The 26,143-nt window shown below is 26.0% G+C and carries 26 protein-coding genes; 14 read left to right on the top strand and 12 right to left on the bottom strand.

Annotated features, from left to right (window positions below):
* The 3 genes from ACTTBN_RS01270 to ACTTBN_RS01260 all read right to left on the bottom strand — a co-directional run.
* On the bottom strand, positions 1-426 hold a 426-nt coding region (locus ACTTBN_RS01270; protein ID WP_440680622.1), incomplete at its 3' end, for a hypothetical protein.
* Entirely contained in the window at positions 416-1,492 is a 1,077-nt protein-coding gene (locus ACTTBN_RS01265) for an LptF/LptG family permease (protein ID WP_440680621.1), read from the bottom strand. The genes ACTTBN_RS01270 and ACTTBN_RS01265, both read right to left, overlap by 11 nt.
* Before the next feature lie 2 nt (positions 1,493-1,494).
* Entirely contained in the window at positions 1,495-2,616 is a 1,122-nt protein-coding gene (locus ACTTBN_RS01260) for an LptF/LptG family permease (protein ID WP_440680620.1), read from the bottom strand.
* Between the two features lie 60 nt (positions 2,617-2,676).
* Between ACTTBN_RS01260 and ACTTBN_RS01255 the strand changes: the two genes are divergently transcribed.
* The gene (locus ACTTBN_RS01255) at positions 2,677-4,131 is read left to right on the top strand and encodes a leucyl aminopeptidase (protein WP_440680619.1); all 1,455 of its coding nucleotides are present in this window, start codon (positions 2,677-2,679) and stop codon (positions 4,129-4,131) included.
* Positions 4,124-4,534, top strand: coding sequence for a nucleoside-diphosphate kinase (gene ndk, locus ACTTBN_RS01250; RefSeq protein WP_440680618.1), 411 nt, complete (start codon positions 4,124-4,126; stop codon positions 4,532-4,534). Before ACTTBN_RS01255 ends, ndk begins: the two co-directional genes overlap by 8 nt.
* Here the strand turns inward: ndk and purN are convergent.
* Entirely contained in the window at positions 4,524-5,105 is a 582-nt protein-coding gene (gene purN, locus ACTTBN_RS01245) for a phosphoribosylglycinamide formyltransferase (RefSeq protein WP_440680617.1), read from the bottom strand. The two genes, ndk and purN, sit on opposite strands and share 11 nt — an antisense overlap.
* Entirely contained in the window at positions 5,083-6,111 is a 1,029-nt protein-coding gene (purM, locus tag ACTTBN_RS01240) for a phosphoribosylformylglycinamidine cyclo-ligase (RefSeq protein ID WP_440680616.1), read from the bottom strand. Before purM ends, purN begins: the two co-directional genes overlap by 23 nt.
* A gap of 11 nt (positions 6,112-6,122) precedes the next feature.
* On the opposite strand from purM, the gene ACTTBN_RS01235 reads away from it, so the two are divergent.
* Genes ACTTBN_RS01235 through aspS form a run of 3 tightly spaced genes read left to right on the top strand, consistent with a single transcriptional unit; the run spans position 6,123 to position 9,646 of the window.
* Entirely contained in the window at positions 6,123-7,202 is a 1,080-nt protein-coding gene (locus ACTTBN_RS01235) for a hypothetical protein (RefSeq protein ID WP_440680615.1), read from the top strand.
* Entirely contained in the window at positions 7,199-7,861 is a 663-nt protein-coding gene (locus ACTTBN_RS01230; RefSeq protein WP_440680614.1) for a DNA replication protein, read from the top strand. The genes ACTTBN_RS01235 and ACTTBN_RS01230 overlap by 4 nt, the downstream gene beginning before the upstream one ends.
* Positions 7,862-9,646: an aspartate--tRNA ligase gene (aspS, locus tag ACTTBN_RS01225; RefSeq protein ID WP_440680613.1), complete on the top strand. Its 1,785-nt coding sequence runs from the start codon at positions 7,862-7,864 to the stop codon at positions 9,644-9,646.
* A gap of 3 nt (positions 9,647-9,649) precedes the next feature.
* Here the strand turns inward: aspS and ACTTBN_RS01220 are convergent, their stop codons facing one another.
* Positions 9,650-10,474 (bottom strand): TSCPD domain-containing protein, encoded by an 825-nt coding sequence (locus ACTTBN_RS01220; protein ID WP_440680612.1) that lies wholly within the window; start codon positions 10,472-10,474, stop codon positions 9,650-9,652.
* 112 nt (positions 10,475-10,586) lie between these two features.
* On the opposite strand from ACTTBN_RS01220, the gene ACTTBN_RS01215 reads away from it, so the two are divergent.
* Positions 10,587-10,946, top strand: coding sequence for an NADH-ubiquinone oxidoreductase subunit NDUFA12 family protein (locus tag ACTTBN_RS01215; RefSeq protein WP_440680611.1), 360 nt, complete (start codon positions 10,587-10,589; stop codon positions 10,944-10,946).
* Positions 10,909-11,316, top strand: a complete 408-nt coding sequence (locus ACTTBN_RS01210) for a DUF2155 domain-containing protein (RefSeq protein WP_440680610.1) — start codon at positions 10,909-10,911, stop codon at positions 11,314-11,316. The genes ACTTBN_RS01215 and ACTTBN_RS01210 overlap by 38 nt, the downstream gene beginning before the upstream one ends.
* On the opposite strand, the gene accC is transcribed toward ACTTBN_RS01210, so the two are convergent.
* From accC to aroQ, 3 genes are read right to left on the bottom strand one after another with little or no spacing between them, the layout of a single operon-like run.
* A complete protein-coding gene (gene accC, locus ACTTBN_RS01205; RefSeq protein WP_440680609.1) occupies positions 11,313-12,650 on the bottom strand; it encodes an acetyl-CoA carboxylase biotin carboxylase subunit in 1,338 nt (445 codons plus the stop codon). The two genes, ACTTBN_RS01210 and accC, sit on opposite strands and share 4 nt — an antisense overlap.
* A gap of 3 nt (positions 12,651-12,653) precedes the next feature.
* A complete protein-coding gene (locus ACTTBN_RS01200) occupies positions 12,654-13,091 on the bottom strand; it encodes an acetyl-CoA carboxylase biotin carboxyl carrier protein (RefSeq protein WP_440680608.1) in 438 nt (145 codons plus the stop codon).
* Positions 13,078-13,527, bottom strand: coding sequence for a type II 3-dehydroquinate dehydratase (gene aroQ / locus ACTTBN_RS01195; RefSeq protein WP_440680607.1), 450 nt, complete (start codon positions 13,525-13,527; stop codon positions 13,078-13,080). Before aroQ ends, ACTTBN_RS01200 begins: the two co-directional genes overlap by 14 nt.
* A 16-nt stretch (positions 13,528-13,543) precedes the next feature.
* On the opposite strand from aroQ, the gene thiS reads away from it, so the two are divergent.
* Both thiS and ACTTBN_RS01185 read left to right on the top strand, forming a co-directional pair.
* Entirely contained in the window at positions 13,544-13,762 is a 219-nt protein-coding gene (thiS, locus tag ACTTBN_RS01190; RefSeq protein WP_440680606.1) for a sulfur carrier protein ThiS, read from the top strand.
* Complete coding sequence (locus ACTTBN_RS01185; protein WP_440680605.1) at positions 13,763-14,536, top strand: thiazole synthase; 774 nt, start codon at positions 13,763-13,765, stop codon at positions 14,534-14,536.
* Here ACTTBN_RS01185 and ACTTBN_RS01180 read toward each other — a convergent pair.
* Positions 14,533-16,341: an Rne/Rng family ribonuclease gene (locus ACTTBN_RS01180; RefSeq protein WP_440680604.1), complete on the bottom strand. Its 1,809-nt coding sequence runs from the start codon at positions 16,339-16,341 to the stop codon at positions 14,533-14,535. The genes ACTTBN_RS01185 and ACTTBN_RS01180 overlap by 4 nt on opposite strands.
* A 102-nt stretch (positions 16,342-16,443) precedes the next feature.
* On the opposite strand from ACTTBN_RS01180, the gene ACTTBN_RS01175 reads away from it, so the two are divergent.
* The 3 genes from ACTTBN_RS01175 (at position 16,444) to ACTTBN_RS01165 (ending at position 22,511) form a co-directional block, all read left to right on the top strand.
* Entirely contained in the window at positions 16,444-18,780 is a 2,337-nt protein-coding gene (locus tag ACTTBN_RS01175; RefSeq protein ID WP_440680603.1) for a penicillin-binding protein 1A, read from the top strand.
* A gap of 63 nt (positions 18,781-18,843) precedes the next feature.
* Positions 18,844-19,875 carry a peptide chain release factor 2 gene (prfB, locus tag ACTTBN_RS01170; RefSeq protein ID WP_440680625.1) on the top strand — a complete coding sequence of 344 codons (1,032 nt, stop codon included), beginning with the start codon at positions 18,844-18,846 and terminating at the stop codon, positions 19,873-19,875.
* The gene (locus ACTTBN_RS01165) at positions 19,872-22,511 is read left to right on the top strand and encodes a hypothetical protein (protein WP_440680602.1); all 2,640 of its coding nucleotides are present in this window, start codon (positions 19,872-19,874) and stop codon (positions 22,509-22,511) included. The genes prfB and ACTTBN_RS01165 overlap by 4 nt, the downstream gene beginning before the upstream one ends.
* Here ACTTBN_RS01165 and tyrS read toward each other — a convergent pair.
* A complete protein-coding gene (gene tyrS, locus ACTTBN_RS01160; protein WP_440680601.1) occupies positions 22,508-23,737 on the bottom strand; it encodes a tyrosine--tRNA ligase in 1,230 nt (409 codons plus the stop codon). The genes ACTTBN_RS01165 and tyrS overlap by 4 nt on opposite strands.
* Positions 23,738-23,782: 45 nt before the next feature.
* Between tyrS and ACTTBN_RS01155 the strand changes: the two genes are divergently transcribed.
* Entirely contained in the window at positions 23,783-24,928 is a 1,146-nt protein-coding gene (locus ACTTBN_RS01155; RefSeq protein WP_440680600.1) for an anhydro-N-acetylmuramic acid kinase, read from the top strand.
* Here the strand turns inward: ACTTBN_RS01155 and ACTTBN_RS01150 are convergent.
* Positions 24,925-25,569 carry an alpha/beta hydrolase gene (locus ACTTBN_RS01150; protein WP_440680624.1) on the bottom strand — a complete coding sequence of 215 codons (645 nt, stop codon included), beginning with the start codon at positions 25,567-25,569 and terminating at the stop codon, positions 24,925-24,927. The two genes, ACTTBN_RS01155 and ACTTBN_RS01150, sit on opposite strands and share 4 nt — an antisense overlap.
* Positions 25,570-25,717: 148 nt before the next feature.
* Here ACTTBN_RS01150 and ACTTBN_RS01145 point away from each other — a divergent pair, with 148 nt between their 5' ends.
* On the top strand, positions 25,718-26,143 hold the full coding sequence (locus ACTTBN_RS01145) for an Rrf2 family transcriptional regulator (protein WP_440680599.1): 426 nt from the start codon (positions 25,718-25,720) through the stop codon (positions 26,141-26,143).

Here is a 26,143-nt window from a genome sequence, read left to right as displayed (position 1 = left end):
ATATTTTACCTTACTATCAGCGATTAATATATTTTGTTTAATATCTAAATTAAAATTTTTGGAAGTAATTATATTGTTTTGACTTACAGCTTTAGAATTACCATTTGCAAAAATTATTTCTTCATTTTTTAGGTAAGTTGCTTTGTCTGAAAAGATAGTAAGATTGATATTTTTATCAAAAAATTTAACATTTCCTGAAACGTTGAGAATATTTTGTGATTTATTATACACAAAGTTTTCTGCAGTTATTTCATGTCCATTATAAGTTTCAGCTTTACCATTTTTGGAACCAATTATTAAATTTCCATCATCTGAAATTTCAATTTCAGTAATATTAAATTTGAATTGTTCCTCTGCATTTGAAATATTATCAGAAATTATCTGCAAAAATAAAATTAAAACTATAATTAAAAAATTACTTTTCATTTATATTGATTAACATTAAAGAATTAATAATACATAAAATTATTATGGGAGAAAAAATAGCAATAATAAGTGGTATTTTTTCAGTCACACCTAAAACACTAAAAAAGTTACTTATATAGTATACAATCACTGATAAAAATAATCCTATAACAATTTTTAAAGAGTTACCTTTAAAACTCTTTGTATTAAACATTATTATTGATGAAAGTATTGTCATTAGCATCAAATATAATGGATATACAAGTATTTTATTTATTTGCAGATCAACATCCACCAATGAATAACTAAGTGATTTATAATTTTTTCTTAAATCAAATAGTTTTAAAATTGATAAAGAAGATAAATTTGAAAACAAAGATTCAATTTTTTTTTGATTAAAATTTGTATCAAATTCTATTAATTGAATTTTTTTATTAGTGTTGTTTTCATATATAGATGCATCATAAATAAGCCACTTATTTTTTTTTATATCTACCTTGTTACTTCTTATATTTTTTATAAGTTTATAGTCTTTATCGAAAGTTGATATAAAGGTTTCTGATAAAATATTATTATTTATTTTTGAGGCGTTAATTATACTTATCTGATCATCAATAATATCTTTAATCCAAAGACCATTTTTATTTATGACAGCTAAATAATCAGATTTGTCAGCAGAATATTGATTTTTTATCTCTAAATAATAGCTCTGTAAAGTTGACGATAAATTATAAAATACAACAATTGCTATAATACCCATTGAAAAACTTAGAGCACTCAAAATATAAATTATCTTTATATTTTTTAATCCAGAATATTTAAAAATATTAATTTCATCATTATTGAAAAGTTTTATAAAAAAAAACTGAGCAGCAATTAAAAAAATAAAAGGAAACATTTCAAATATTATTGATGGTGTGTTCATTAATGACAAATAAATTGGGTAAAATGATCCAACATTTTTGTTACTAAAAAATTCTATTTCTTGGAGAATATTTAGAATAAATACAAGACTAAGCATCACTAAAAAAACGTTTAAAAATGATTTTAAAAAACTGATTATTATAAATTGTATATGTGTTTTCATAATTAAATTCTTATTTTATTAAACTTAAATTTATAAATTAAAATAAAGTAAAGAATTATAATGGAAATGATCGGTAGCAGCATAAAAAATATATTTTTCAAAAAAAGATTTCCAACAAATCCTAGGGCACTTTCAGAAACTACTATCGTAAATGTACCTAATAAAAAAATCGAATATCTAAATTTTAAATAGTTAATATTTTCTTTAGTTATAATTAAGTTTATAGATGCAATTAATATTAACAAAGGTAGATAGAACGGTATAACAAGTCTTTTGAATAATTCTTTATAAACATTTTTCGGTTTATTTTGATTGCAATTAAGAAGATTAATTTTTTGATTTAAATATATACTTTTTATGCAATTTATCAGGTCCAAGGTCGATTGTTCTTGAAGTTTTCTATGTTTCATGAAATGTGATTCCATTTCACCTAATCTAAAATCAGATTTAGCAAAACTAAAATTTGTGACCTTGTTATTATTATTATTTACACTTTCTCCATCATATAAAACTAGTACTTTACTTTCTCCTCTATCTTCAAATATTCCTTTTTTAGCAAATGTAACTTGAAATTTATTTTTATTTGTTCTTTTTTTTATATAAATATTTATAAACTCATCATTATCATTCTTATCTTCTGCAAATATTGTAAGTCCTTTAATATTATCATTAAATTTTTTTGGTTTTATAAGTCCTTCAAAATAATCAACATCTGAAGTTCTCAATAATCCTCTAGCAATTTCTTGTGATTTTGGTGTTATGTACGTGAGTAATAAAATTTGCAAAACTAATATTAGAATTGAAAAAAGAAAAAAAAAATTGATTAGAGAAATTTTTTCTATTCCATGATTCCAATAAATAATTAACTCATTTCTTAATTCATATTTTATAAAAACATATGAAAAGCCAAAGAAAATACAAAAAGGTAACACTTTGCTAATAATTTTTGGAAAATTTAAAAGAGTATAAAGAAGATATATTTTGTGATTTCTCCCGTCTTCAATCATTATATCTAAAAAATTTACAGCCTGAAATACCCAGATTATTGAACTAATCCCCAGCAAAGCAATTAAAGAAAAAACTAAACAATCAGATAAAAGTTTCCTAAATATTATTTTTTTCATTGAAATAAGCTATATTTATTCATATATAGCATCCATCTTTAGCATATTGAATTTAAATTTATGAGTGTTCAGATCAATTATAATAAAACCTTATCACCCAATAGTTCAGTAAATAAAGTCTTATTTGTAGACGATAAATATAAAACTTTAGGCCTAAAAAAACATTTATCTAATAAAGAATATAATTGTGTTTTGGATTTGTTAAAATCAAAAGATATTAAAAAAAAAATCTTAAGTTTTGAAGTAAGTTCCAAAGTTAAAATAGTTTTAGTATCTATTAAGAAAGAAATATCGAGTTCAGAATTGGAGAATTTAGGAGCAAAATTTTATGATAATTTTAAAAAATCTCAAATAAAAAACTTTAATATTAATTCGGATACGTCACCAAAAAATATAAATAATATAGTTGGTTATTTTTTGCATGGCTTGAAGTTAAAATCTTATAGATTTGAAAAATATAAATCTAATAAAAGCAAAGAACATTTAATTGTTACAGTTAGTGGTAAAAATAAACCATCTTTAAAAGAACAGATGAAATTCAAAGCTATTGAGGAAGGTACTTTTTATACTAGAGATCTAGTTTCTGAACCAGGCAATGTTTTACATCCAGATGAATATGCAAGAAGAATAAACTCTTTAAAAAAAGATGGTCTAAAAATAAATATATACAATGAAAAAAAATTAAAAAAATTAGGAATGAATGCTCTTCTTGGAGTTGGACAAGGAAGTATTAGAGGATCTTATTTAGCTGTAATGGAGTGGAATGGTTTGAAAAATAACTCTAAACCTTTAGCTTTTGTAGGTAAAGGAGTGTGTTTTGATACTGGAGGTATTTCATTAAAACCTGCTAAATTCATGGAAGATATGACATATGATATGGCCGGTTCTGCCGTAGTTGTAGGATTGATGAAAAGTTTAGCCAAAAGAAAAGCAAAAATAAATGCTGTTGGAATAGTAGGCCTGGTTGAAAATATGCCAGGAGGTAATGCTCAAAGACCAGGGGATATTGTTAAATCTTACAGTGGAAAAACTATAGAAATTTTAAATACTGACGCTGAAGGAAGATTGGTTTTAGCAGATGCATTAACCTATACAGAAGAAAAATATAAACCACAGTTTATAGTTGATTTAGCTACACTAACTGGAGCAATAATAGTTTCATTGGGATCTGAATATGCAGGACTTTTTTCTAATGATGATAAACTATCAAAACATTTAATTGATACCGGGGAAAAAGTTGAAGAGAAAGTTTGGCGTATGCCATTAAATAAAAATTTTGATAAATTAATCGACTCAAAAAATGCAGATATGCAAAATATTAATTATGTCGGAGGAGCAGGATCAACCACTGCAGCACAGTTTTTGCAAAGATTTATTTTAAAGAAAACACCTTGGGCACATTTAGATATTGCAGGGATGGCTTTTTCAAAATATGGAGGTGCTTTAAATTCAGGAGGTGCTACGGGTTATGGAGTTAGATTATTAAACAAACTAATAGAGGATAACTATGAGTAATACAGAACAGACATTATCAATCATTAAACCAGATGCAGTTGAAAGAAATCTTGAAAACGAAATAAAGGAAATGTTTAAAAACAAAGGTTTTTCCATTGTTAAAGAAAAAAAAATCCAAATAGAAAAATCAGAGGCTGAAAATTTTTATAAAGTTCATGAAACAAAGCCATTTTATAATGATTTGTGCGAATATCTTTCATCTGGTCCAATAGTTGTTATGGTGCTTGAAAAAGACAATGCTGTATTGGCTAACAGAGAATTAATGGGAGCCACAAACCCAGAAGACGCTAGCGATGGAACTATTAGAAAAAAATATGGAATCTCTATAGATAAGAACTCTGTTCATGGTTCAGATAGCGTTGAAAATGCAAAAATTGAAATAGATTTCTTTTTTAAAGATTAAATATTTTTAAAATAGACTTCGGATACAGTTTATGTTCTTCCTTAAGAACTTTTTTAGCAAGTGAAGTTGCGGTATCATTTTTACTAACTCTTACTTTAGCTTGCAAAATAATTTTTCCAGAATCTAATTTAGAATTTACATGGTGAACAGTACATCCAGAATATTTTTCTTTTTTATCTATTGCTCTTTGGTGAGTATTCAAACCTTTGAATTTTGGAAGTAATGATGGGTGAATATTTAGTATTTTCCCCTCAAATTTTTTAATAAAATTACTCGATAAAATTTTCATAAAGCCAGCAAGGCAAATTAATTCTATTTGATTTTTTTTTAAGAGATAAAGAATTTTTTTTTCAGCTAGTGAAAAATTTGAAAAACTAACAACTTTTTTTTTAATTTTATAAAGTTTGGAAAAATTAAGTCCCTTAGCTTTAGATGTATTAGAAATAATAAAATTAATAGATATAGGTGATTTTTTTGTTTTAGAAAATTTTATTAATGATTTTAAGTTACTTCCATTGCCAGAAATAAATACTGCAGTTTTTACTTTTTTAGACCCAATTAATTGAACCATTTAATTTAACTTTATTTTTTCCTTTTACGATTTTTCCTATCACGTAGGGCTTATATTCATTTGAAAAAAATTTTTTAACTTTTTCAAGATTATTAGGTTTTACAATTAAACAAAATCCAACTCCACAATTAAAAGTTTTTAACATTTCTTTTTCTGACACTCCATTTTCTTTAAGCCATTTAAATATTTTTAAAGTTTTAATGTTTTTCAAGTTAATTTCAGCTGTAAGATTTTTAGGAATTACTCTTTTAATGTTGTCTGACAATCCACCACCTGTAATATTCGCACAACTATTTATTAAATTTTTATTAATTAAACTAATTATTTCTTTAACATATATTTTTGTAGGTTTTAATAATTCTGATTTTAAAAATTTATTTTTTTTAATATTAATTTTTTTTTGTTGTAGCAAGTATCTAACAAGAGAGTAGCCATTTGAGTGTAAGCCACTTGAGGGCACAGCCAAAATAAGATCATTATTTTTTATTTTTTCTTTATATAAAATCTTATTTCCATCAACTATACCAACTGCAAATCCAGCTATATCAAATTTACCTTTTTCATATGTTCCTGGCATTTCAGCTGTTTCACCACCTACAAGATTACATCCAGATTGGTCGCAACCATTAACTATACCTTTAATAATTGACTTCAATTTAGGTAAGTCAATTTTATTTATTGAAATATAATCTAAAAAAAATAATGGCTTTGCTCCTTGGACAATTAAATCATTCACACTCATTGCAACCAAATCAATTCCTATGGTATCAAATTTATTTAAAATATTTGCTATTTCTATTTTTGTTCCAACTCCGTCGGTACAAGCTACAATTTTAGGATCTTTAAAATTTTTTGGGATTTCACTAATAGAGCCAAAACCTCCAATATTTGAAAACTTTTTTTTGCCTTTTTTATTTGATGAAACTTTAGCTATGAAATCTACAAAATTGTCAGCTTTATCAATACTAACCCCACTTTTTTTATAGGTAAAATTTTTTTTATTCATTAAAATAATTTATGAAATTTATTTCTCAGTTTTTTAAATCATTTCACTTATATAAGTATTTTTTAGTTCTTGCTTTACTAAATGTTTTTTTTTCCACAGACAAAATTGAAGCTAAAACATTTTTAATTAATGATATTGAGATATCAACACCGTTTGAGATTAATTTTGACAAGAATCAAATAATAGAAGAAGGATTTATTCAAGCATTTAATCAATTAATGTTAAAAATTTCAAAAAGTAATGATTACACTAAATTAAATAAAACTTCTTTAAATAAAATTAAGAGCATGGTTGAAACTTTTTCAATTGATGATGAAAAATTTATAAATGAAATATATTATTTAAAATTAAATGTATCTTTTAATAAAAAAAGTATTTTTAATCATTTAGAAAATCTAAATATATTTCCTTCTATACCACAAAAAAAAGAACTTATTTTTATTCCTATTATAATCGACCAAACAACAAATGAAATTAAAATTTTTTCAGATAATATTTTTTATAATAATTGGAACCTAAACAAAAAAAATTATAATTTGCTGAGTTATATTTTACCTTCAGAAGATCTAGAGGATTATAATTTAATTAGAAATAATATTGGTCAAATAGAAAATTTTAATTTTTATGAAATTATCAATAAATACAATCTTAATGATTATATAATCAGTATTTTTTTTATAGAGGATAAGCAAGTTAAAATATTGAACAAAATTTATTTAGATAATGAAAAAAAAATTAAAAATTTAATGTTAAAAAATATTAATTTAAATAATCAAGATGAAATCAATAAAGCAATTGCAAAATTAAAAGCAATTTACGAAGATCATTGGAAACAGCAAAATGAAATAAATACTTCTATGAAATTAGAATTAACTATATCTATTGATAATAGCAACAATATTAAAATAAAAAAACTCGAAGAAAATTTGTTAGAGACAGATTTAATTTATAATTTTTATATTTATAAATTTGATAACAAAAATAATTATTACAATATTATATTTAATGGTACGCCTGATAAATTTTTAAAAACAATGAAAAATTTTGATTATGAAATAGAAACAAAAAATAAAATTTGGGTTGTTAAATGAGTACGCTTAATCAACAAATATTAAACTTTGATTTTGATCAAAATTTTAAAGATCAAGATTTCTATGTTTCTAAAAGTAATGAACATTCCTTCATTCTTTTGAACAAATGGCCCAAATGGGAAAAAAACTTTATTAATTTAGTGGGTGAAAATTTTTCAGGTAAAACTCATTTATCAAATATTTTTCTTGAAAAATTTAATGGGATAAAAATTAGTTTTAAAAATATTGATAATAATTTTTTAAAAAAAATAAAAATATTTGAAAATATAGTTTTGGAAGATTTAAATGAAGATATAGATGAAAAGTTACTTTACACTTTGATCAATATTATTGACCAAGATAACAAATATTTATTAATCACTTCAACAAAACCCATTGTTGACTATGATTTCAAACTTACAGATTTAAATTCTAGATCTAAAAATTTTCTTATATCTCAAATTGAAAAACCTGGAGATGATCTTCTTTACGCACTTATTTTAAAAAATTTATCTGATCGTCAAATACTAATAGAAAAAAAACTAATTGATTATATCATTAATAGAATTGACAGATCCTATGGTAAAATATCTGATTTCATATATAAGATCGACGAAATTAGTTTAAAAAGAAAAAAATCTATAGACTTTAAAATTATAAAAGAGGCTTTAGGGGATTAGTTGACAAAATACAGAACACATAAATGCAACCAGTTAAGAATTGCAGATGTAGATAAAGAGGTGCTGCTCTCTGGCTGGATTAATAAAAAAAGAGATCATGGTAATTTATTATTTGTTGATCTAAGAGATAATTATGGAATTACACAATGTATTATAGATAAAGATAATCAATTTTTTTCAGACTTGGAAAAAATTCAACTAGAAACTGTTATCAAAATTGAGGGAAAAGTAGTCAATAGATCTAATGAAACAATAAATAAAGAGATAGAAACTGGTGAAATAGAAGTAGCTATAAAAAAATATGAAATTTTGGGAACTTGCAAAGAATTACCTATGCCGGTTTTTAGTGACCAAGAATATTCTGAAGAAATAAGGCTAAAATATAGATTTTTAGATTTAAGAAGAAAAAAAATTCATGAAAATATAATTTTAAGATCAAAAGTTATTTCTCACATTAGAAGTGAAATGACAAAGCTAGGTTTTCTTGAATTTCAAACACCTATATTAACATCTTCAAGTCCAGAAGGGGCAAGGGACTTTTTAGTGCCAAGCCGACTGAACCCAGGAAAATTTTATGCTCTGCCTCAAGCTCCTCAACAATTTAAACAATTAATAATGGTCTCAGGATTTGATAAATATTTTCAAATAGCTCCATGCTTTAGAGACGAAGATGCAAGGGCCGATAGAAGCCCTGGTGAATTTTATCAATTAGATTTAGAAATGTCTTTTGTAGAACAACAAGATATATTTGATGTTGTTGAAACGCTTTTAGTGAATACTTTCAAAAAATTTTCTATGAAAAAACTTATGTTCGATAAGTTTCCTAAAATTTCCTACAAAGAAGCAATGCTTAAATATGGAAGCGATAAACCTGATTTAAGAAACCCACTCATTATAAACGATATTACAGATATATTTATTAGAGAAGATGTATCGTTTGAAATTTTTAAAAAATTAGTAAAATCTGGTTCAAATGTTAGATGTATTGTAACCAAAAATACAAAAGATAAACCTAGAAGTTTTTTTGATAATATTGATAAATGGGCAAAGGGAGAAGGTGCTTCTGGTCTAGCTTATTTCACTTTAGAAAAAGACAAGGAAATTTCAGCAAAGGGTCCTATTGGAAAATTTTTTTCTAATGATGCTTTGGCAGAAATTATGAAAAAAACTAATTGTGAAGTAGGGGATAGTATATTTATGGCCTGTGGAAAGCAGAATGAGTTAGAGAAAATTACTGCTCTTGCACGAGACAAAATTGCAAAAGATTTAGAATTAATTGACCCTAATGTTTTTGCATTTTGCTGGGTTGTAGATTACCCAATGTTCGAAAGAGATGAAGTGACAAATGATATAAAATTTAGTCATAATCCTTTTTCAATGCCGCAAGGAGATCTCACTGAGGAAAATTTTAAAAATCCATTAGATATTTTAGCGTATCAATATGATATTGTATGTAATGGAATTGAGCTTTCTTCTGGGGCTATTAGAAATCACAAGCCAGAATTAATGTATAAACTATTCTCGATAGCTGGTTATGATAAAAAACAAGTGGATGAGGATTTTAGTGGAATGATTAATGCATTAAGTTATGGAGCACCACCACACGGTGGAATTGCTCCGGGAATAGATAGAATAGTAATGTTGTTAGCAAATGAAAAAAATATTAGGGAGGTGACTATGTTTCCTATGAATCAAAATGCACAAGATTTAATGATGAATGCACCTTCTGAAGTAAATCCAAATCAATTAAAAGAACTTAATATTTCTATAAAAAATAAGAATTAATTTTTATTTTTTTCCTTTAAGACTAATTTTAACATCTGAAAGATCTACCAGATTTTTTTTATAGTTGTTTCTCACAAAACCTTTGCTGGTAATATCTTTAACAATTTTCAATAATTGGTTTTGATCATCAGTATTTTGATCTTCAGTTATATTTTCATTACCACCAATTGCTGGAGTATGAGCAAGGTCTTCTCTATTTTGATATGAAATTGCTAGCTCTCTAAAAATATAATCCAAAATAGACGTCGCGCTTAAAATTCTGTCATTTCCATAAACTTTTCCAGACGGTTCAAATTTTGTGCCTACAAATGCACTTATAAATTCATCAAGAGGAACTCCGTACTGTAGTCCAAGAGACACTGCAATTGCAAAGTTATTCATCAATGCTTTTACAAGCTCTCCCTCTTTGCTTGTATCTATAAATATCTCTCCTATTTTACCATCTTCATATTCTCCGGTATGTAAGTAAACTTTATGGTCACCAATAGTTGCTTTTTGAATATAGCCCTTTCTTCTATCGGGCATGCTGAATCTTTTTCCTGATTTTTCAATAGACTTGTTAAGATTCGTTACAACACTATCTTTGGATATTGAATTTGAGTTATTTGTTTCTGAAACAATTTCAACTTTTTTCGTTTCTACAATTTTACTGTTATTATTAGGATCTAAGCTTTTTGTTTTTCTATTGTCTAGCTTTACATCAAGAACTTCAAATTTACCGTCATCTCTTTTTTCTAAATTTTTTAACTCTGTTTCATTTATATCATCTAAATAATGATTTACTTTAAAAGTGCAGGTATAATATGTTTCAACTAGATACTTCGCCATTTGTCCTCTTTATAATTTTAATTTGAATATTGAATCAATTGATTTATATACTTATTCATATTTTAGTCTAATTTAAATTTTACAATTTTTAATTGAATAAATAAAAAAAATAATGTTGACACTTTTTAAAAAAATTTTCATTTGGTGGAATCAAGATACATTTGGAACAAGATTAAAAACTATTTTTTTTGGAAAACTAGTTGGCACAGATGAGTTCGGCAATAAGTACTATGAAAGTAAAAATGGAAAAAGATGGATTGTGTATTTTGATAATGTTGATGCGTCTAAAATTCCTGTAGAATGGTATTCATGGATACATTTTACTCCTAATAAAATTGAAAAAACTCATAATTTAGAAAAATATGATTGGCAAAAACCTCACCAGTCAAACCTAACTGGCACTGATAAGGCTTATTATCCAAACAAGAATAAAAATGCAGTTGAGAAAAAATATTCTAGCTGGAAAGAGTAATTTTAAATTTATTATATTAGTTTGCTTTTTCTATTTTAGTTTTACCATCAATTCATATTCTAAAAGTAATTTAGAGGGTTCATTTGTTAATATAAAAGTTTTAGATAAAATTAGTTCAAAAAATACCTTGCTTACTTTAAAAAATGGAGAGTTAAAACAATTTAATGATTTATCAATTAAAAGTTTAAAATGTAAAAATTCTGAGTTTGATGATAATCCAGAAATAACAGCATATTTACAAGTTAAAGACCTAAATGAAAAAAATAAAAATGAAGTCTTTGTTTTTAATGGATGGATTTTTTCCTCTAGTCCTTCAATAACTCCATTTGATCATCCAGTTTATGATATTTGGTTGGTTAGTTGTTTTTAAACAATACTATCGTTATCAAGCCAACTTACGTTAAAATCTGAATTAATAAATTTTTTGTGATTTAATAATTTTTTATGCAGTGGAATCGTAGTTGTAATTCCCTCAATAACAAATTCATCTAATGATCTATTCATTCTTTGAATTGCCTCTGTTCTATTTCTTCCATGGCAAATTAATTTGCAAACCATACTGTCATAGTAAGGAGTTACTTTGTAACCTTGAAATATAGCTCCATCTACTCTTGTTCTAAAACCTGAAGGTTGATGACACATGGTAATAACACCTGGAGATGGTTGAAAATTTTTACTTGCATCTTCAGCGTTTATTCTACATTCTATAGCGTGTCCTCTGGGGTTGATATCACTTTGGTTTAGTGCTGTTTCACCAGAAAATGCAATCCAAATTTGCTCTTTAATAATATCAATACCTGTAACCATTTCAGTTACTGGGTGTTCTACTTGAACTCTTGTGTTCATTTCTAAAAAATAAAATTTACCATCTTCATAAATGAATTCGACAGTACCAGCACCCATATATCCAATTTTTTCGACCATATTTACTGTTTTTTTAAAAAGATCTTTTCTTATTTCTTCATTTAAAACTGGGCTAGGTGTTTCCTCAATTAATTTTTGATGTCTTCTTTGCACTGAACAATCTCTTTCATGAAGGTGTACTGCTCTATTTTTTCCAGCCAATATTTGAACTTCTATATGTCTTGGATTTTGAAAAAACTTCTCAATATAGACTTCATCATTTCCAAAATATTTTTGAGCTTCTGATTTTGCAGTAGAAAATAAAGTTTCAAAGTCTTCCTCTTTATGAACTATTTTCATTCCTTTTCCACCTCCACCACCTGATGCTTTTATTAAGACAGGAAAACCAATTTTTTTACATAAATCTTTAGCTTCAGATATATCTTTAACACCACCTTCAGATCCCTCAATTACTGGCAAACCATTTTCTTTTGCTATTCTTTTGGCTTGAATTTTATCTCCCATCATTTCGATGTGCTTAGAAGATGCTCCAATAAAGTTAATTTTATTTTCCTCTAGAATTTTTGCAAAGTTTGCATTCTCAGATAAAAATCCATATCCTGGGTGCACAGCATCAGCATTAGTAAGTTCAATTGCAGACATCAAAGCGGGTATATTTAAATAACTATTAGCTGGTTGGTGAGAACCAATGCATACACTTTCGTCAGCCATTCTTACATGCATGCTTTCCCTATCTACATCTGAATGAACAGCTACAGTAGGTATTCCCCATTCCTTACATGCTCGTATAATTCTAACTGCAATTTCCCCACGGTTTGCAATTAATATTTTTTTAAACATTATTTATTCTAAGATAATAATAGTTTGGCCAAATTCGACTGGCTGACCATCTTCTACACAAATTTCTTTGACAATCCCATCTTCTGTTGAAGGAACATGATTCATAGTTTTCATGGCTTCAACAATCATAATTGTGTCACCTTTTTTAATTTTTTTTCCAACCTCAACAAACTTTTTAGCTCCAGGTTCAGGCGCATGATAAGCTGTACCAATAATAGGTGAGGTAATTTCTTTACCTGTCTTCAAACTTGATACGCTAGGAACAGCATCGTTATTTGACGCAACACTGGACGGTGAAATTATTTGTGGTTGAGAATTTATAGAAACATTATTTTTTGAGACTTTTATCTTTGTGTCTTTTTCAGTTATTTCTATTTCTGTTAGATTGAATTCATCTAAATAATCACTTAGTTCTTGGATTATTTTTTTATCTATTTTCATTTTGCAAAGTCTTTTGTAATGAAATTATGGCCAAAATATATCCTTCTACACCCAATCCAAAAATTCCACCTGTTACAACACCACTTATAAGTGATTTATGTCTAAATTCTTCTCTTTTATATATGTTAGAAATATGTAACTCAATTATTGGTTTTTTAAAAATATCAAGTGCATCTCTGATAGCTACTGATGTATGAGTAAAACCTGCAGCATTTATGATTAGACCGTCGTATTTATTTCTCGCATCTTGGATTATATTTACAAGTTCACCTTCAATATTTGATTGAGCAAAATCCACATGAATACCGATTTCATTCCCTTTTTTTGAGCAATTGTCTTTTAATTGCTCAAAAGTTGTCGCGCCATATTGTGATTGTTCTCTTTCACCTAATAGATTAAGATTTGGACCATTAATAATAATTATTTTATTATCCATTCAGCTTTTATATACGATGAAAAAAATAAAAAAAATAAAAATTAAATTAAATGGTAAAACTAAATCACTGCCAGTTTCAACTTATCTATCTAATCTGTTAAAAAAACTAAATATTTCAATAAATAAAGTAGCTATTGAGCTAAATGAGGAAATAATAGATAAAAAAAAAATAAATAAAATTAAATTAAATGAAAATGACAAAATTGAGATAGTGCATTTTATTGGAGGAGGTTAATTGAAAAAAGACAATTTTATAATTGCAAAAAAAAAATTTAATTCAAGACTTATTGTTGGAACTGGAAAGTACAAAAACATGTCTGAATGCGCTAAAGCAATCAAATTATCAGGAGCTGATATTGTAACTGTTGCAGTTAGAAGAGTAAATATTACAGATAAAAATAAACCATTATTAATGGATTATATTGACCCAAAAAAAATTACATATCTTCCAAACACAGCAGGTTGTTTTACTGCAAAAGACGCATTAAGAACTTTGAGACTTGCACGAGAAATTGGTGGATGGAAATTAGTAAAATTAGAAGTTTTAGGAGATAAAAAAAATCTTTTTCCAGATATGATTGAAACATTAAAATCTACCGAGGTGCTTGCAAAAGAAGGATTTAAAGTGATGGTTTATTGTAATGATGATCCTTTAATGGCTAAAAGATTAGAAAATGCAGGAGCTGATGCAATTATGCCTTTAGCTGCTCCTATAGGCTCAGGATTAGGAGTTTTAAACAAAATAAACATACAAATTATCCGTAAGCAAACTAAACTTCCTTTAATTATTGACGCTGGATTAGGACAAGCATCAGATGCAACTATTGCAATGGAACTTGGATGTGATGGAGTATTGGTGAATACTGCCATAGCCAATGCAAAAAAACCTTTTGAAATGGCAATAGCATTCAAACATGCAGTGATTGCAGGAAGACAATCTTTTAAATCAGGAAGGATAAATAAAACATTGATGGGAAATGCATCCTCACCTATCAAAGGTATAATTTAGTTTTTTTTATAAAATTTCTTTTTTTTGAATTTTTTTTTGTATTTTTTATTATTTTCTTTTTTTTCATTAACTTGAGTCTCTAATTTCTGAACTTCTAAATTCTTTAGTTTTTCAAAATTTTCAATTAATTCTAATGTTTTTTTGGATTTATTTTGTACATTAATTACATATTCAGGAATTATCAAAGAGTTGTCACTTATAATATCAATTGTCATTTTATTTTTTTTTTCAAAATAGGTAAGATCATCAACAAAATTTTCTTTTAAAAAATCAGAAATTTTTTCACAAACTCTCAGTTCTACAAACTTTGCTTTATTGATAACTGCTTTTAATTCTACAGTTTTAAGTAATTTTTGTGCGAAAGACTCATCAGTTAATGTTACTTTCCATTTTATTGCACTTTCTCTTAATCTTTGTCTGGACATTTCTAGTAGGCCAAAATTACTTATTCTTCCGATTTGAATTCTAGCTCTGTCAGTTCTACATTTTTCTTTTAGTTTTCTCTCAACCAATCTTCTATTTCCATAGCTAAGCATATCTATAAAATCGATTATAATTAAGCCAGATAAGTCTCTTATCTTTATTTGTCTTGCGATTTCTTCAGCTGCTTCAATATTTGTATCCAAAGCTGTGCTCTCAACATTTTTGCCCTTAATCGAACTGCCTGAGTTAATATCTATAGATACTAATGCCTCTGTTGGATTAATAACTAAATATCCACCAGATTTAAGTTTTATTTCAGATTCAAATATTTGATTTAATTTTTGCTCAATATTTTCTTGAATAAATAATGGAACTTTACCTCTATATTTTTTTACTTTTTTAACATTTGATGGCATCATTGTTTTCATGAATGATTGTGCTTTTTTGTAACCATCATTTCCTTCTACGACAATATTTTGAGTATTTTCATCAAACATATCTCTTAAAGTTCTTTTAATAATTTCACTTTCTTGATGAATTAACGAAGGAGCAATAGAATTAATTGCATTTTCTTTTATTTGATTCCAAGTTTTTATTAAGGATGATAAATCATTATTAATCTCGTTCTTTGTTTTATTGCTACCAGCCGTTCTAACTATTAAACCCATCTCTCTAGGAATTTCAATTTCATTTAAAATAGTTCTAATTTTTTTTCTATCAGTAGGGTTAAAAATTTTTCTAGAAATTCCCCCTCCTTTCGGGGTATTAGGCATTAGAACGATATATTTACCTGCAATAGAAATAAATGTACTAAGAGCCGCACCTTTTTGACCTCGTTCATCTTTAATTACTTGAACTAAAATTACTTGGTTTGGTTTTATTACCTCTTGAATTTTATATCTTTTAAATCTGAATTTATTTTCTTTCTTTTTTTCAGTTTGTTTTTCATTTTCTAAATTGTTTGTGGCTTCATTATTTTCTGTATTTTCAATTTCTTCATTATTTTCTTTTTCAATTGGGTCATCAATTTCTAATTTTCCTTCTGCAATATTTTCTTCCTCTTTAGCTTCAACCTGTTTGGATAATTCTTCTCTAGCTTTTTCTTCTTCTTCTTTAATTTTTTCTAAATCAGCTTTAGGTATTTGATAGTAATCTGATTGTATATCATTAAATGATAAAAAACCGTGTCTTTCTCTACCAAAGTCAACAAACGCTGCTTGTAAAGATGGCTCTATCCTACTTACTTTTCCTAAGTAGATATTGTTTTTAATTAAATTATTTTTTAAACCTTCGTACTCGTAATCTTCAATATTTTCACCGGATTTAAGTACAACTCTAGTTTCGTTAGGATGCGAAGCATCAATATATAAATTTTTTTCCATAATATTTTGATTTTTAATTTCATTAATTTTTAAATTTTAAATAAATTTTGTTAATTCTAATGCCTTATCTTTAACAAATTCCTGCATATAATGGAAACTAAAATGGACAAGTATATAAAGAATATTCTTATTGTTTTTATATCTTTTGTTCTTCTATCTATTGTTTTTGTTGTTGGTATTTTGTGGAATTATTCTAATCAATTACCAGACTATAAATTTCTCAAAAATTATAAACCACCAGTTTCAAGCAAAGTTTATTCAGGTAATGGTGAATTAGTTGCAGATTTTTCTCAGGAAAAAAGAATTTTCGTACCTTACAATACTATTCCTAAAAATGTTATAAATGCATTTTTATCTGCAGAAGATAAAAATTTTTTCTCACACCCAGGTGTAGATGCAAAAGGTGTTTTAAGGGCAATAATAAACAATATTTCTAATGTTATTTCTTCAAGAAGATTGGAAGGTGCTTCTACAATAACACAGCAGGTTGCAAAAAATTTTCTTTTATCTAATGAGGTAAGCATCAACAGAAAAATTAAAGAAGCCATACTGGCTTTTAGGATTGAGAGAGCTTTAACTAAGGAAAGAATTCTAGAACTTTATCTGAACCAAATCTATTTAGGAAGCGGTGCTTATGGAGTTGCTGCTGCAAGTTTGGAATATTTTGATAAATCAATTAGAGATTTAAACCATATAGAGGCTGCATTATTAGCAGCTCTACCCAAAGCTCCAAGTAGATATAATCCTTATAAAGATATTGAAATTGCAAAGTTTAGAAGAAATCTAGTTTTGAAAAACATGCTAGATAATAATTATATAAATTTAGCATCTTACAATAAATTTAAAAATCAGGAAATAAATCTAAACAAAAATAAAAAAATATATTTAGAAGACGCTCAATATTATATCGAAGATGTAAGAAAAAATGTAATTGAAACATTTAGTTATGATCAAATTTACAAGAAAGGTTTTAACATAAATACACCTATAAATATAAAATTTCAAAACAATGCTACAAAATCATTAAGAGATGGTTTGTTAGCTTATGATAAACGAAAAGGTTGGAGAGGACCAATAACAAATAAAAAGTTTGATCAAAATTGGAATAAAAATCTAGAGAAGTATAAATTAGAAAAATCCTTAAATTGGTATCTAGCGATTGTTAAAAAAGTTAATAAATTTTCAGCTGTAATTGAAACAGAAGATAATCTTGAGGGGATAATTGAATACAAAGAAATTTCATGGACAAAAAAAGAATTTAGAGATTTATTAAAACCTGGCGATATCATTTATGCAGAATACATAAAAAAAAATAAATATAGTTTGCAGCAATTACCTAAAATTAACGGTGCAATAGTTGTTATGGATCCTTACACTGGCAGGGTTTTAGCATTAAGTGGTGGTTTTAGTTTCAAAAAAAGTGAATTCAATAGAGCCACACAAGCAATGAGGCAACCTGGATCAGCTTTTAAACCGTTTGTTTATGCATTAGCTTTAGAAAATAATTACACTCCGACTTCTTTAGTTTTAGATGCTCCATTAGTTTTAGATCAAGGAGAAGATCTTAAAATGTGGAAACCTGAAAATTATGGAAAAAAATTTTATGGCCCCTCGACACTTAGAACAGGATTAGAAAAATCAAGAAATTTAATGACCGTAAGAATTGCTCAAGACTTAGGACTCCAAAAAATTATAAGTTTTTCTAAAAATCTAAAAATTTATGAAAATCCAAAAGAACTTTTATCTATATCCTTAGGATCAGAAGAAACCACATTGCTTAAACTTACATCAGCTTACTCTGCTTTTGTGAATGGAGGAAAATTAGTAAATCCTATTTTAATAGATAGGATCCAAGATAGTGAGGGCAATACTTTGTATAAGAATGATAAAAGAGAATGTGTAGATTGTGATCAAATTTCTTATATGAGTAATGACTATCCTAAAATTAAAAATAATTATAAACAAATATTTTCTCCTCAAACTGCTTATCAAATGACCTCAATATTAGAGGGAGTAGTAAAAAGAGGAACAGGAAAAAAACTTAGAGACTTAAATTTAAACATAGCTGGAAAAACAGGAACAACAAATAAAAATACAGATACTTGGTTTATTGGATTTACATCAAATTTATTAGTAGGAGTTTATGTAGGAACAGATAATCCTCAACCTTTAGGTAAATTTGAAACTGGTTCTAAAACAGCACTTCCAATTTTTAAAGATTTTATTAAAAGTGTTGTCACGAAATCTGAGGCAAGACCTTTTAAGGCTGCAAAGGATACATTTATGATGGTAGTTGATGCAAACACAGGTCAAAAAGCAAATTTTTCATCAAAAAATACTATTTTAGAGGTATTTAAAAAAGAGGATAAAAAAAATAAAATAAATTTTAATACAAATTCTAATAGGTTCAGTTCAAATAATATACTAAAGTTTTATTAATGGATAATAATTTTCAAAATTATAAAGAAGAAATAGATAAAATTAATTTAAGAATTAAGGAGTATCTTTGAAACAAATCAAATTTATTCTAAGCTTGATAAACTAAATTCTCTAATGTTAGAAGCCAATTTTTGGCAGGACAAAAAAAAATCTCAAAAAGTAATTAAAGAAAAAAAGTTATTTGAAGAATTAATTAATTCTTACAATAGTTCTATTGAAAATATTAAAGATTTAATTGATTTAAATGAATTAGCTTATGAGGAGCAAAACACAATTGTTCAAAAAGAAATTTTACAAAATATTAAAGATTTAAGAAAAGAAGTAAAAAAAAATGAAATTAAATGTTTTTTATCTAATGAGGCGGACTCATTAGATTGTTATATAGAAATACATGCTGGCGCAGGAGGAACTGAAAGTCAAGATTGGGCAGATATGCTTAGAAGAATGTATTTAAAATGGTCTGATAAAAAAAATTTTAAATCAAATTTAATAAGCGAACACAGGGGAGAAGAGGCAGGAATAAAATCAGCTACTATTAAAATTGAGGGCGATTATGTTTTCGGTTGGTTAAAAAAGGAATCTGGTATTCATCGCTTAGTTAGAATTTCTCCTTTTGATTCAGGTGCTAGGAGACACACTAGTTTTGCGAGTGTTTGGATCTATCCTGTTGTGGATGAAAATATTAATATAGAAATATTAGAAAAAGATTTAAGAATTGACACCTATAGATCCAGTGGAGCAGGTGGTCAGCATGTTAACACTACAGATAGTGCAGTCAGAATAACACATTTGCCATCAAAAATAGTTGTTCAGTGTCAAAATGAAAGATCACAACACAAAAATAAAGAGACGTGCATGAATATGTTAAAAGCCAGATTATATGATTATGAAATTAAAAAAAGAGAAGAAGAAAATCAGAATACAGAAAGTAACAAAGCTGAAATTGGGTGGGGACACCAAATTAGATCTTATGTGTTGCAACCATATCAACTAGTAAAAGACAACAGAACAAATTATGAAAACACAAGCCCTGATAAAGTGCTTGATGGTGAGTTAGATGATTTTTTAGAGCAATCTTTATATAAAATTCAATGAAAGTAAAATTTATAAAATTAATTACAATTGGTTTTAGTATTATCTTTTTAATTTTATTTTATTTAAGTTTTATTGGTATTGAAACAGATAATTTTAATGATCAGATCATCAAAAAAATTAATGAAAAGGATAAAAGGTTAAATTTATCTTTACAAAGAATAAAATTAACTCTGGATCCTTTGAATTTAAAATTGGATGCCAAAACAATTGGAGCAATAATTTATTATGATAATAAACCAATTGAATTAGAATATATTAAAACTAAAGTTTCATTAAATTCTTTAATAACAAATAAATTAGTATCTTCTCAAATTGAAATAGCAACAAAATCTGTATTTTTAAAAAATTTGGTAGAATTTATTAGGGCAACAAGCAATAGACCAGAATTATTTATTTTAGAGACTTTTATTAGAAAAGGTAATGTAATTTTAGATTTAAATTTAAATTTTGATGAAAAAGGAAATATCAAAAATGATTATGAGTTAAGAGGAATATTAAAAGATGGTAAAATTAAATTTTTAAAAAACAACGAAATAGAAAATATAAATTTTATTTTTAATATTAAAAAAAACAATTATCTAATTGAAGATTTAAAATTAACTACTGATGATGTTAATTTTTATTTAAATTTATTGAAGATAAATAAAAAAAATGACAATTATTTATTTGATGGAAAGATAAAGAATAAAGACTCAGTATTATCAAGTAAATTATTAAAAATGTTAAATTATAATTTTAAAGAATTTAACATTAAAGATACAACATTCAGCTCAATTAATGACTTTAAGTTTGAATTAACAAATAAGTTTAAAGTTAAAAATTTATCAATAAAATCCGATATTGAGTTTGATCAAATAGAATATAAAAATAACTTTGGTCTTTCTGATTATTTTAATGATATTCCAGAGACAGTTTCCCTAAAAAATCAGAATTTAAAATTAAAATATCAAAATGATTTATTATCAGTTGAGGGCCAAGGACAAATTCAAATTGGTAAAAATTATGAAAAAATTAACTACGAATTAAATAAAAAAGGCAAAAAATATGATTTTAATACTAATTTTAATGTAAAAAATATAGATTTAAAAAATCAAGATTTTATAAAAAATTATTTTCCACTTTTAAAAGACCAATTTAATTTAAAAAATCACAAAATAAATATCAAATATAAAAATGAAAAATTAGTACTTAATGGCGAAGGTGGTATTAAGATTGATAGAGGTTATGACAAACTTAATTATTCTTTAACTAAAAATAATAATGATTATGAATTTAAATCAGGCTTAAATTTAAAAAGTATTCATTTAAAAAATGAAGCATATTTAAAAAACTTTTTTCCAGAAATTAAAAATTTTTCAAAACTAAAAGATCATAAAATTAATTTAAAATTAAAAAAAAACTTACTATCAATTTCTGGTGGAGGAAAAATTAAAATTCATAAAGTTTTTGAAGATATTGATTATTTTATTTTAAACAAAGATGGGGATACCAATTTTGATTTAAATATTGCCCTTACTAATACTAATTTTAATATTAATGAAATTAAATTCAAAAAAAATAAAAAAAAAATTACTAAATTATTTACTTCAGGAAACTTAAATAAAAAACAAACTTTAAATTTATATAAAATTAGTCTTAAAGAAGAAGATCAAAACATACAAATAAATAATTTAGTTCTTGGAAAAAATTATTTAATTAATAAATTTGACAAGGCAACTTTTGATTACTCAGATATAGAAAATAAAGAAAATCAATTTGTTATTCAAAGAGATGAAAAAAATAATTATAGACTGAATGGATTATTTTTTAATGCTAATTCTTTAATTGAAAGTTTACTAAAAGATAAACAAAGTAATAATAAAATCAAAATTTTTAATAATGATATAACACTAAATATAAATCTAAATGAAGTTAACTTGGATGAAGTTTATATTTTAAAGAATTTACAAGGTTTAGTAATTATTAAAGACAATAAAGTATTCAATGCAAATCTAGATGCTAATTTTGGTAATAATAAAAATATAACATTTTCAATAAATACTAATAATGGTCAAAAAATTACAAAACTTTATTCATCAAAAGCCAAACCTTTTGTAAATAAGTATAAATTTATTAAGGGATTCGAAGAAGGTGATCTTGAGTTAAATTCAATTAAACAGAATAGTAAATCAATTACAAATCTAAAAATAAATAATTTTAAATTAAAAGAAGTTCCAACTCTAACTAAGCTATTAACTTTAGCTTCTTTGCAAGGTATAGCCGATATCCTTACTGGTGAAGGAATTAGATTTGATGAGTTTGAAATGAAATTTAACAGTGAGAAAGATATGATGCTTATAGATGAGATTTATGCCATTGGACCAGCTATATCAATTTTAATGAGTGGATATATAGAGCAAGATAAATTAATTAGTTTAAGAGGTACATTGGTACCCGCTACTACAATTAATAATACAATAAGCAAAATCCCTCTTTTAGGTAAAATTTTAGTTGGAGATAAAACTGGCGAAGGTGTTTTTGGAGTTAGTTTTAAAATAAAAGGTCCTCCAAAGGATCTAAAAACTACAGTAAATCCTATAAAAACTCTTACGCCGAGATTTATTACGAGAACTTTGGATAAATTAAAAAAGAATTAATTTAGCACAATTTTTAAATGTCTTTTTTTTCCAATAGAGAGTTTAATATAATTTTCATTAAATAAACTCTTATTAACAATGTATTTTTCATCCTCAATTATTTTATCATTAATTTTAATAGCTTTTCCTTTAATTAATCTTCTAATTTCACTTCTTGAATTTTCTAATTTTGACAAAACTATCAAATCTAAAACACTTAAATTTTTATCAACTAGATCAGAATTGATTTGAACACTTGGTAAATTTGATCCTAAAGAGTTTCCAGAAAAAGCTTCTTTTGCAGCTTGCTCTGATTTTTTGGCAGAATTTTCTCCATGCAACATCGAAGTAGCTTTATTTGCTAATAATATTTTTAATTCATTAATATCTGTTTCTTTAACTGATTCTATTTCAGCAAGACTTAAATCTGTAAACATCTTTAAAAATTTAATTACATCTCTATCATCAACATTTCTCCAGAATTGCCAGTAATCATAAGCAGATAGAAACTTTTCATCTAACCATATTGCACCATTTTCAGTCTTACCCATCTTAGCACCAGTTGCTAATGTGATTAAGGGAGTTGTTAATCCAAAACTTTGATTATTGGAATATCTTTTTATCAATTCTACTCCATTAACTATATTTCCCCATTGATCTGAACCACCAATTTGCAAAATACATTGTTCTTTTTTATTTAATTCTAGAAAATCATATGCTTGCAATATCATGTAATTAAATTCCATATAACTTAATGACTGCTCTCTATCTAATCTTAGTTTAACACTATCAAAAGTTAACATTCTGTTAATTGTAAAATGTTTTCCAATGTCTCTTAAAAAAGAAATATAATTTAAATCTTTTAACCATGAATAATTGTTAACAAAGATAGGTTTAATTTTTGGATCGTCTACCTCTAGAAATTTTTTTAAGATACTTTGAATATTTTTGATATTTTTTTCAATTTCATCTTCAGCAAGAATTTTTCTTGTCTTATCTTTTCCTGAAGGATCACCAATTCTAGTTGTTCCACCCCCAAGCAAAACAATTGGTTGGTGGCCATTTTTCTGAAGTAATCTTAAGCACATAATTTGCAAAAGACTACCAACATGTAAACTTTCAGCTGTACAATCAAAACCTATGTAAGCTTTTATTTTTTGGTTATCTAATAAATTGGATAACTCTTGTTCATTAGTGCATTGGTAAAAATAACCTCTATCTTTAAATTCTTTTAAAAATTTATTCATATGACTATAGTTATAATATACAAATTTTTTTTAAATATAATATCAATGAAAAATAAAATATTTACTGCTTTGGGGTTAATGAGCGGTACTTCAATGGATGGTGTTGATCTTTCTGTTATAAAAACAGATGGATATAATCAACTTTCATTCTTGTTGGATAAATATTATCCATATGACACTCATTTACATAAGAAATTAATTGATTTGAGAAATTTAGTATTAAACGAGAAAGATTTGTTAATTTATTCTGGTGAAATAGATGAATTAGAGAGAAAAATTACATTATTTCATGCAGAAAAAATTAATGAAATTTTATCAGCTTCAAAAAATGAATTAGATTTAGTTGGTTTTCATGGGCAAACAATTTTTCATAACCCCTTAAAAAAAATCACGAAACAATTGGGGGATGGAAATTTATTATCTCAATTAGTCAACAAACCAGTAGTTTATGATTTTAGACAAGCAGATATGCAAAATAATGGACAGGGAGCTCCTCTATCTCCAATATTTCATGGAGTGTTAACAAGTAAAATTACAGAAAAATATGATCTGGAATTTCCTGTAAGTTTTTTGAATATAGGTGGTATTTCAAATGTCACAAAAGTAGACAACTTTAATAATTTAGAAGGTAGTAATTTGTATGCATGTGATATTGCACCAGGAAATTGTTTGATTGATGAATGGATTAGAAAAAATTCAACAATGGATTATGATAAAAATGGGAATATTGCAAAATCAGGAAAAGTAGATCAACTAATTCTTAATCAAGTTATTGATAATTTTAAAATGGAGTCATATTCAAAATCTTTAGATATTAAAGATTTTGATGTTTCTTTTGCAAGAGGCTTATCTTTTGAAGATGGATGTGCAACTATAACTGAGTTTACAGCTTTTTTAATTTCTGAAGGAATAAAATTTTTAAATAAAGAAAATATTCCAAATAAATATTTATTGTGTGGTGGTGGAAGAAAAAATGATTATTTAATAGAGAGAATAAGTAGAAATTTAAAAAATTACCAAAATATTCACATTGAAAAAATAGATAATTATAATTTAAATGGTGATTTTATTGAGTCACAGGCTTTTGGTTATCTTGCTATAAGAAAGTTTTTAAATTTACCTATTTCCTATCCAAGTACAACTGGTTGTGATAATCCAGTAGTTGGAGGAAAATTAGTAAATAATTTTTAATATAAAGCAGTTTCTTTTTTAATATATTTATCCAAACTTTTAACTAAGACATCACCTGTTTTAGAAAAGAAATGGTTTGCTTCAGAAATTAAATCAAACTCAACTTTAATTCCTTTTTGAGCACTTAGTCTTGTGTCTAATTCTTTTATATATTCAATAGGGACTAATTCATCTTTTTTACCATAAATAACCATACCAGAAGTTGGACATGGGGATAAAAAAGAAAAATCATAAACATTTGGCTGTGGTGAAATTGCAATAAATCTATTTATTTCAGGTCTTCTCATTAAAAGTTGCATTGCAATTAAAGAACCAAATGAAAAACCAGAAACCCAGCATTGTGAGTTATCAAAGTTTTCTCTTTCCAACCAATCTAATGCAGCCGCTGCATCAGCAAGTTCACCTTGACCATTATCAAATTCACCATCACTTTTTCCTACACCCCTAAAGTTTACCCGACAAACAGAAAAGTCATTTTCCATAAATGTATGAAATGTATCTACAACCACCTTATTATTCATTGTTCCACCATATTGAGGATGGGGCTGTAATACTAAAGCTATTGGTGATGTATTCTTTTTACTTTTATAATATTTTGCTTCTAGTCTACCCGCTGGACCAGGTATAAAAATTTCTAAAATTTTGTTATCCATTTATGCAATTGATTATTGTTCTCAAAAAAAATGTACATCTATCACAACTGAGCGACAAAATGGTAGTCTTTTTTTACTTTATAAACTTGACCATTTTAGTCGGGTATGTATAAAAAGCCCCAATTTAAAGGTAAAAATGAAACTTACATCAAAAGGAAGATACGCTGTAATGGCATTAGTTGATCTAGCAAGGTTTGATAATATCAATCCAGTATCTCTAAGAGATATTTCTTTAAGACAAGGAATTTCATTAGATTTTTTAGAGCAAATATTTTCAAAACTTAAAAAAAATCAAATTGTTAAAAGTATAAGAGGTAATCAAGGAGGTTACATTTTATCAAAAGACCCAAGTGAAATTAAACTTACAAATATTTTTAATGCTGTAGATGAGAAAGTTAAAACTGTTCAGTGTAAAAAAGAATCTAGAAAAGGTTGTAATGGCAAAGCTACAAAATGTATTACCCACAATCTATGGGATGAACTTGAGATTCATATTAATACTTTCTTTGAAAATAAAAGTTTAAATGATTTATTAAAAAATAATAAAGAGAACAGAGTATAG

Source organism: Candidatus Pelagibacter sp. HIMB1623 (genome assembly GCF_052047695.1).
Classification (GTDB): Bacteria; Pseudomonadota; Alphaproteobacteria; order Pelagibacterales; family Pelagibacteraceae; genus Pelagibacter.
This window is presented reverse-complemented; position numbering and strand designations above follow the sequence as displayed.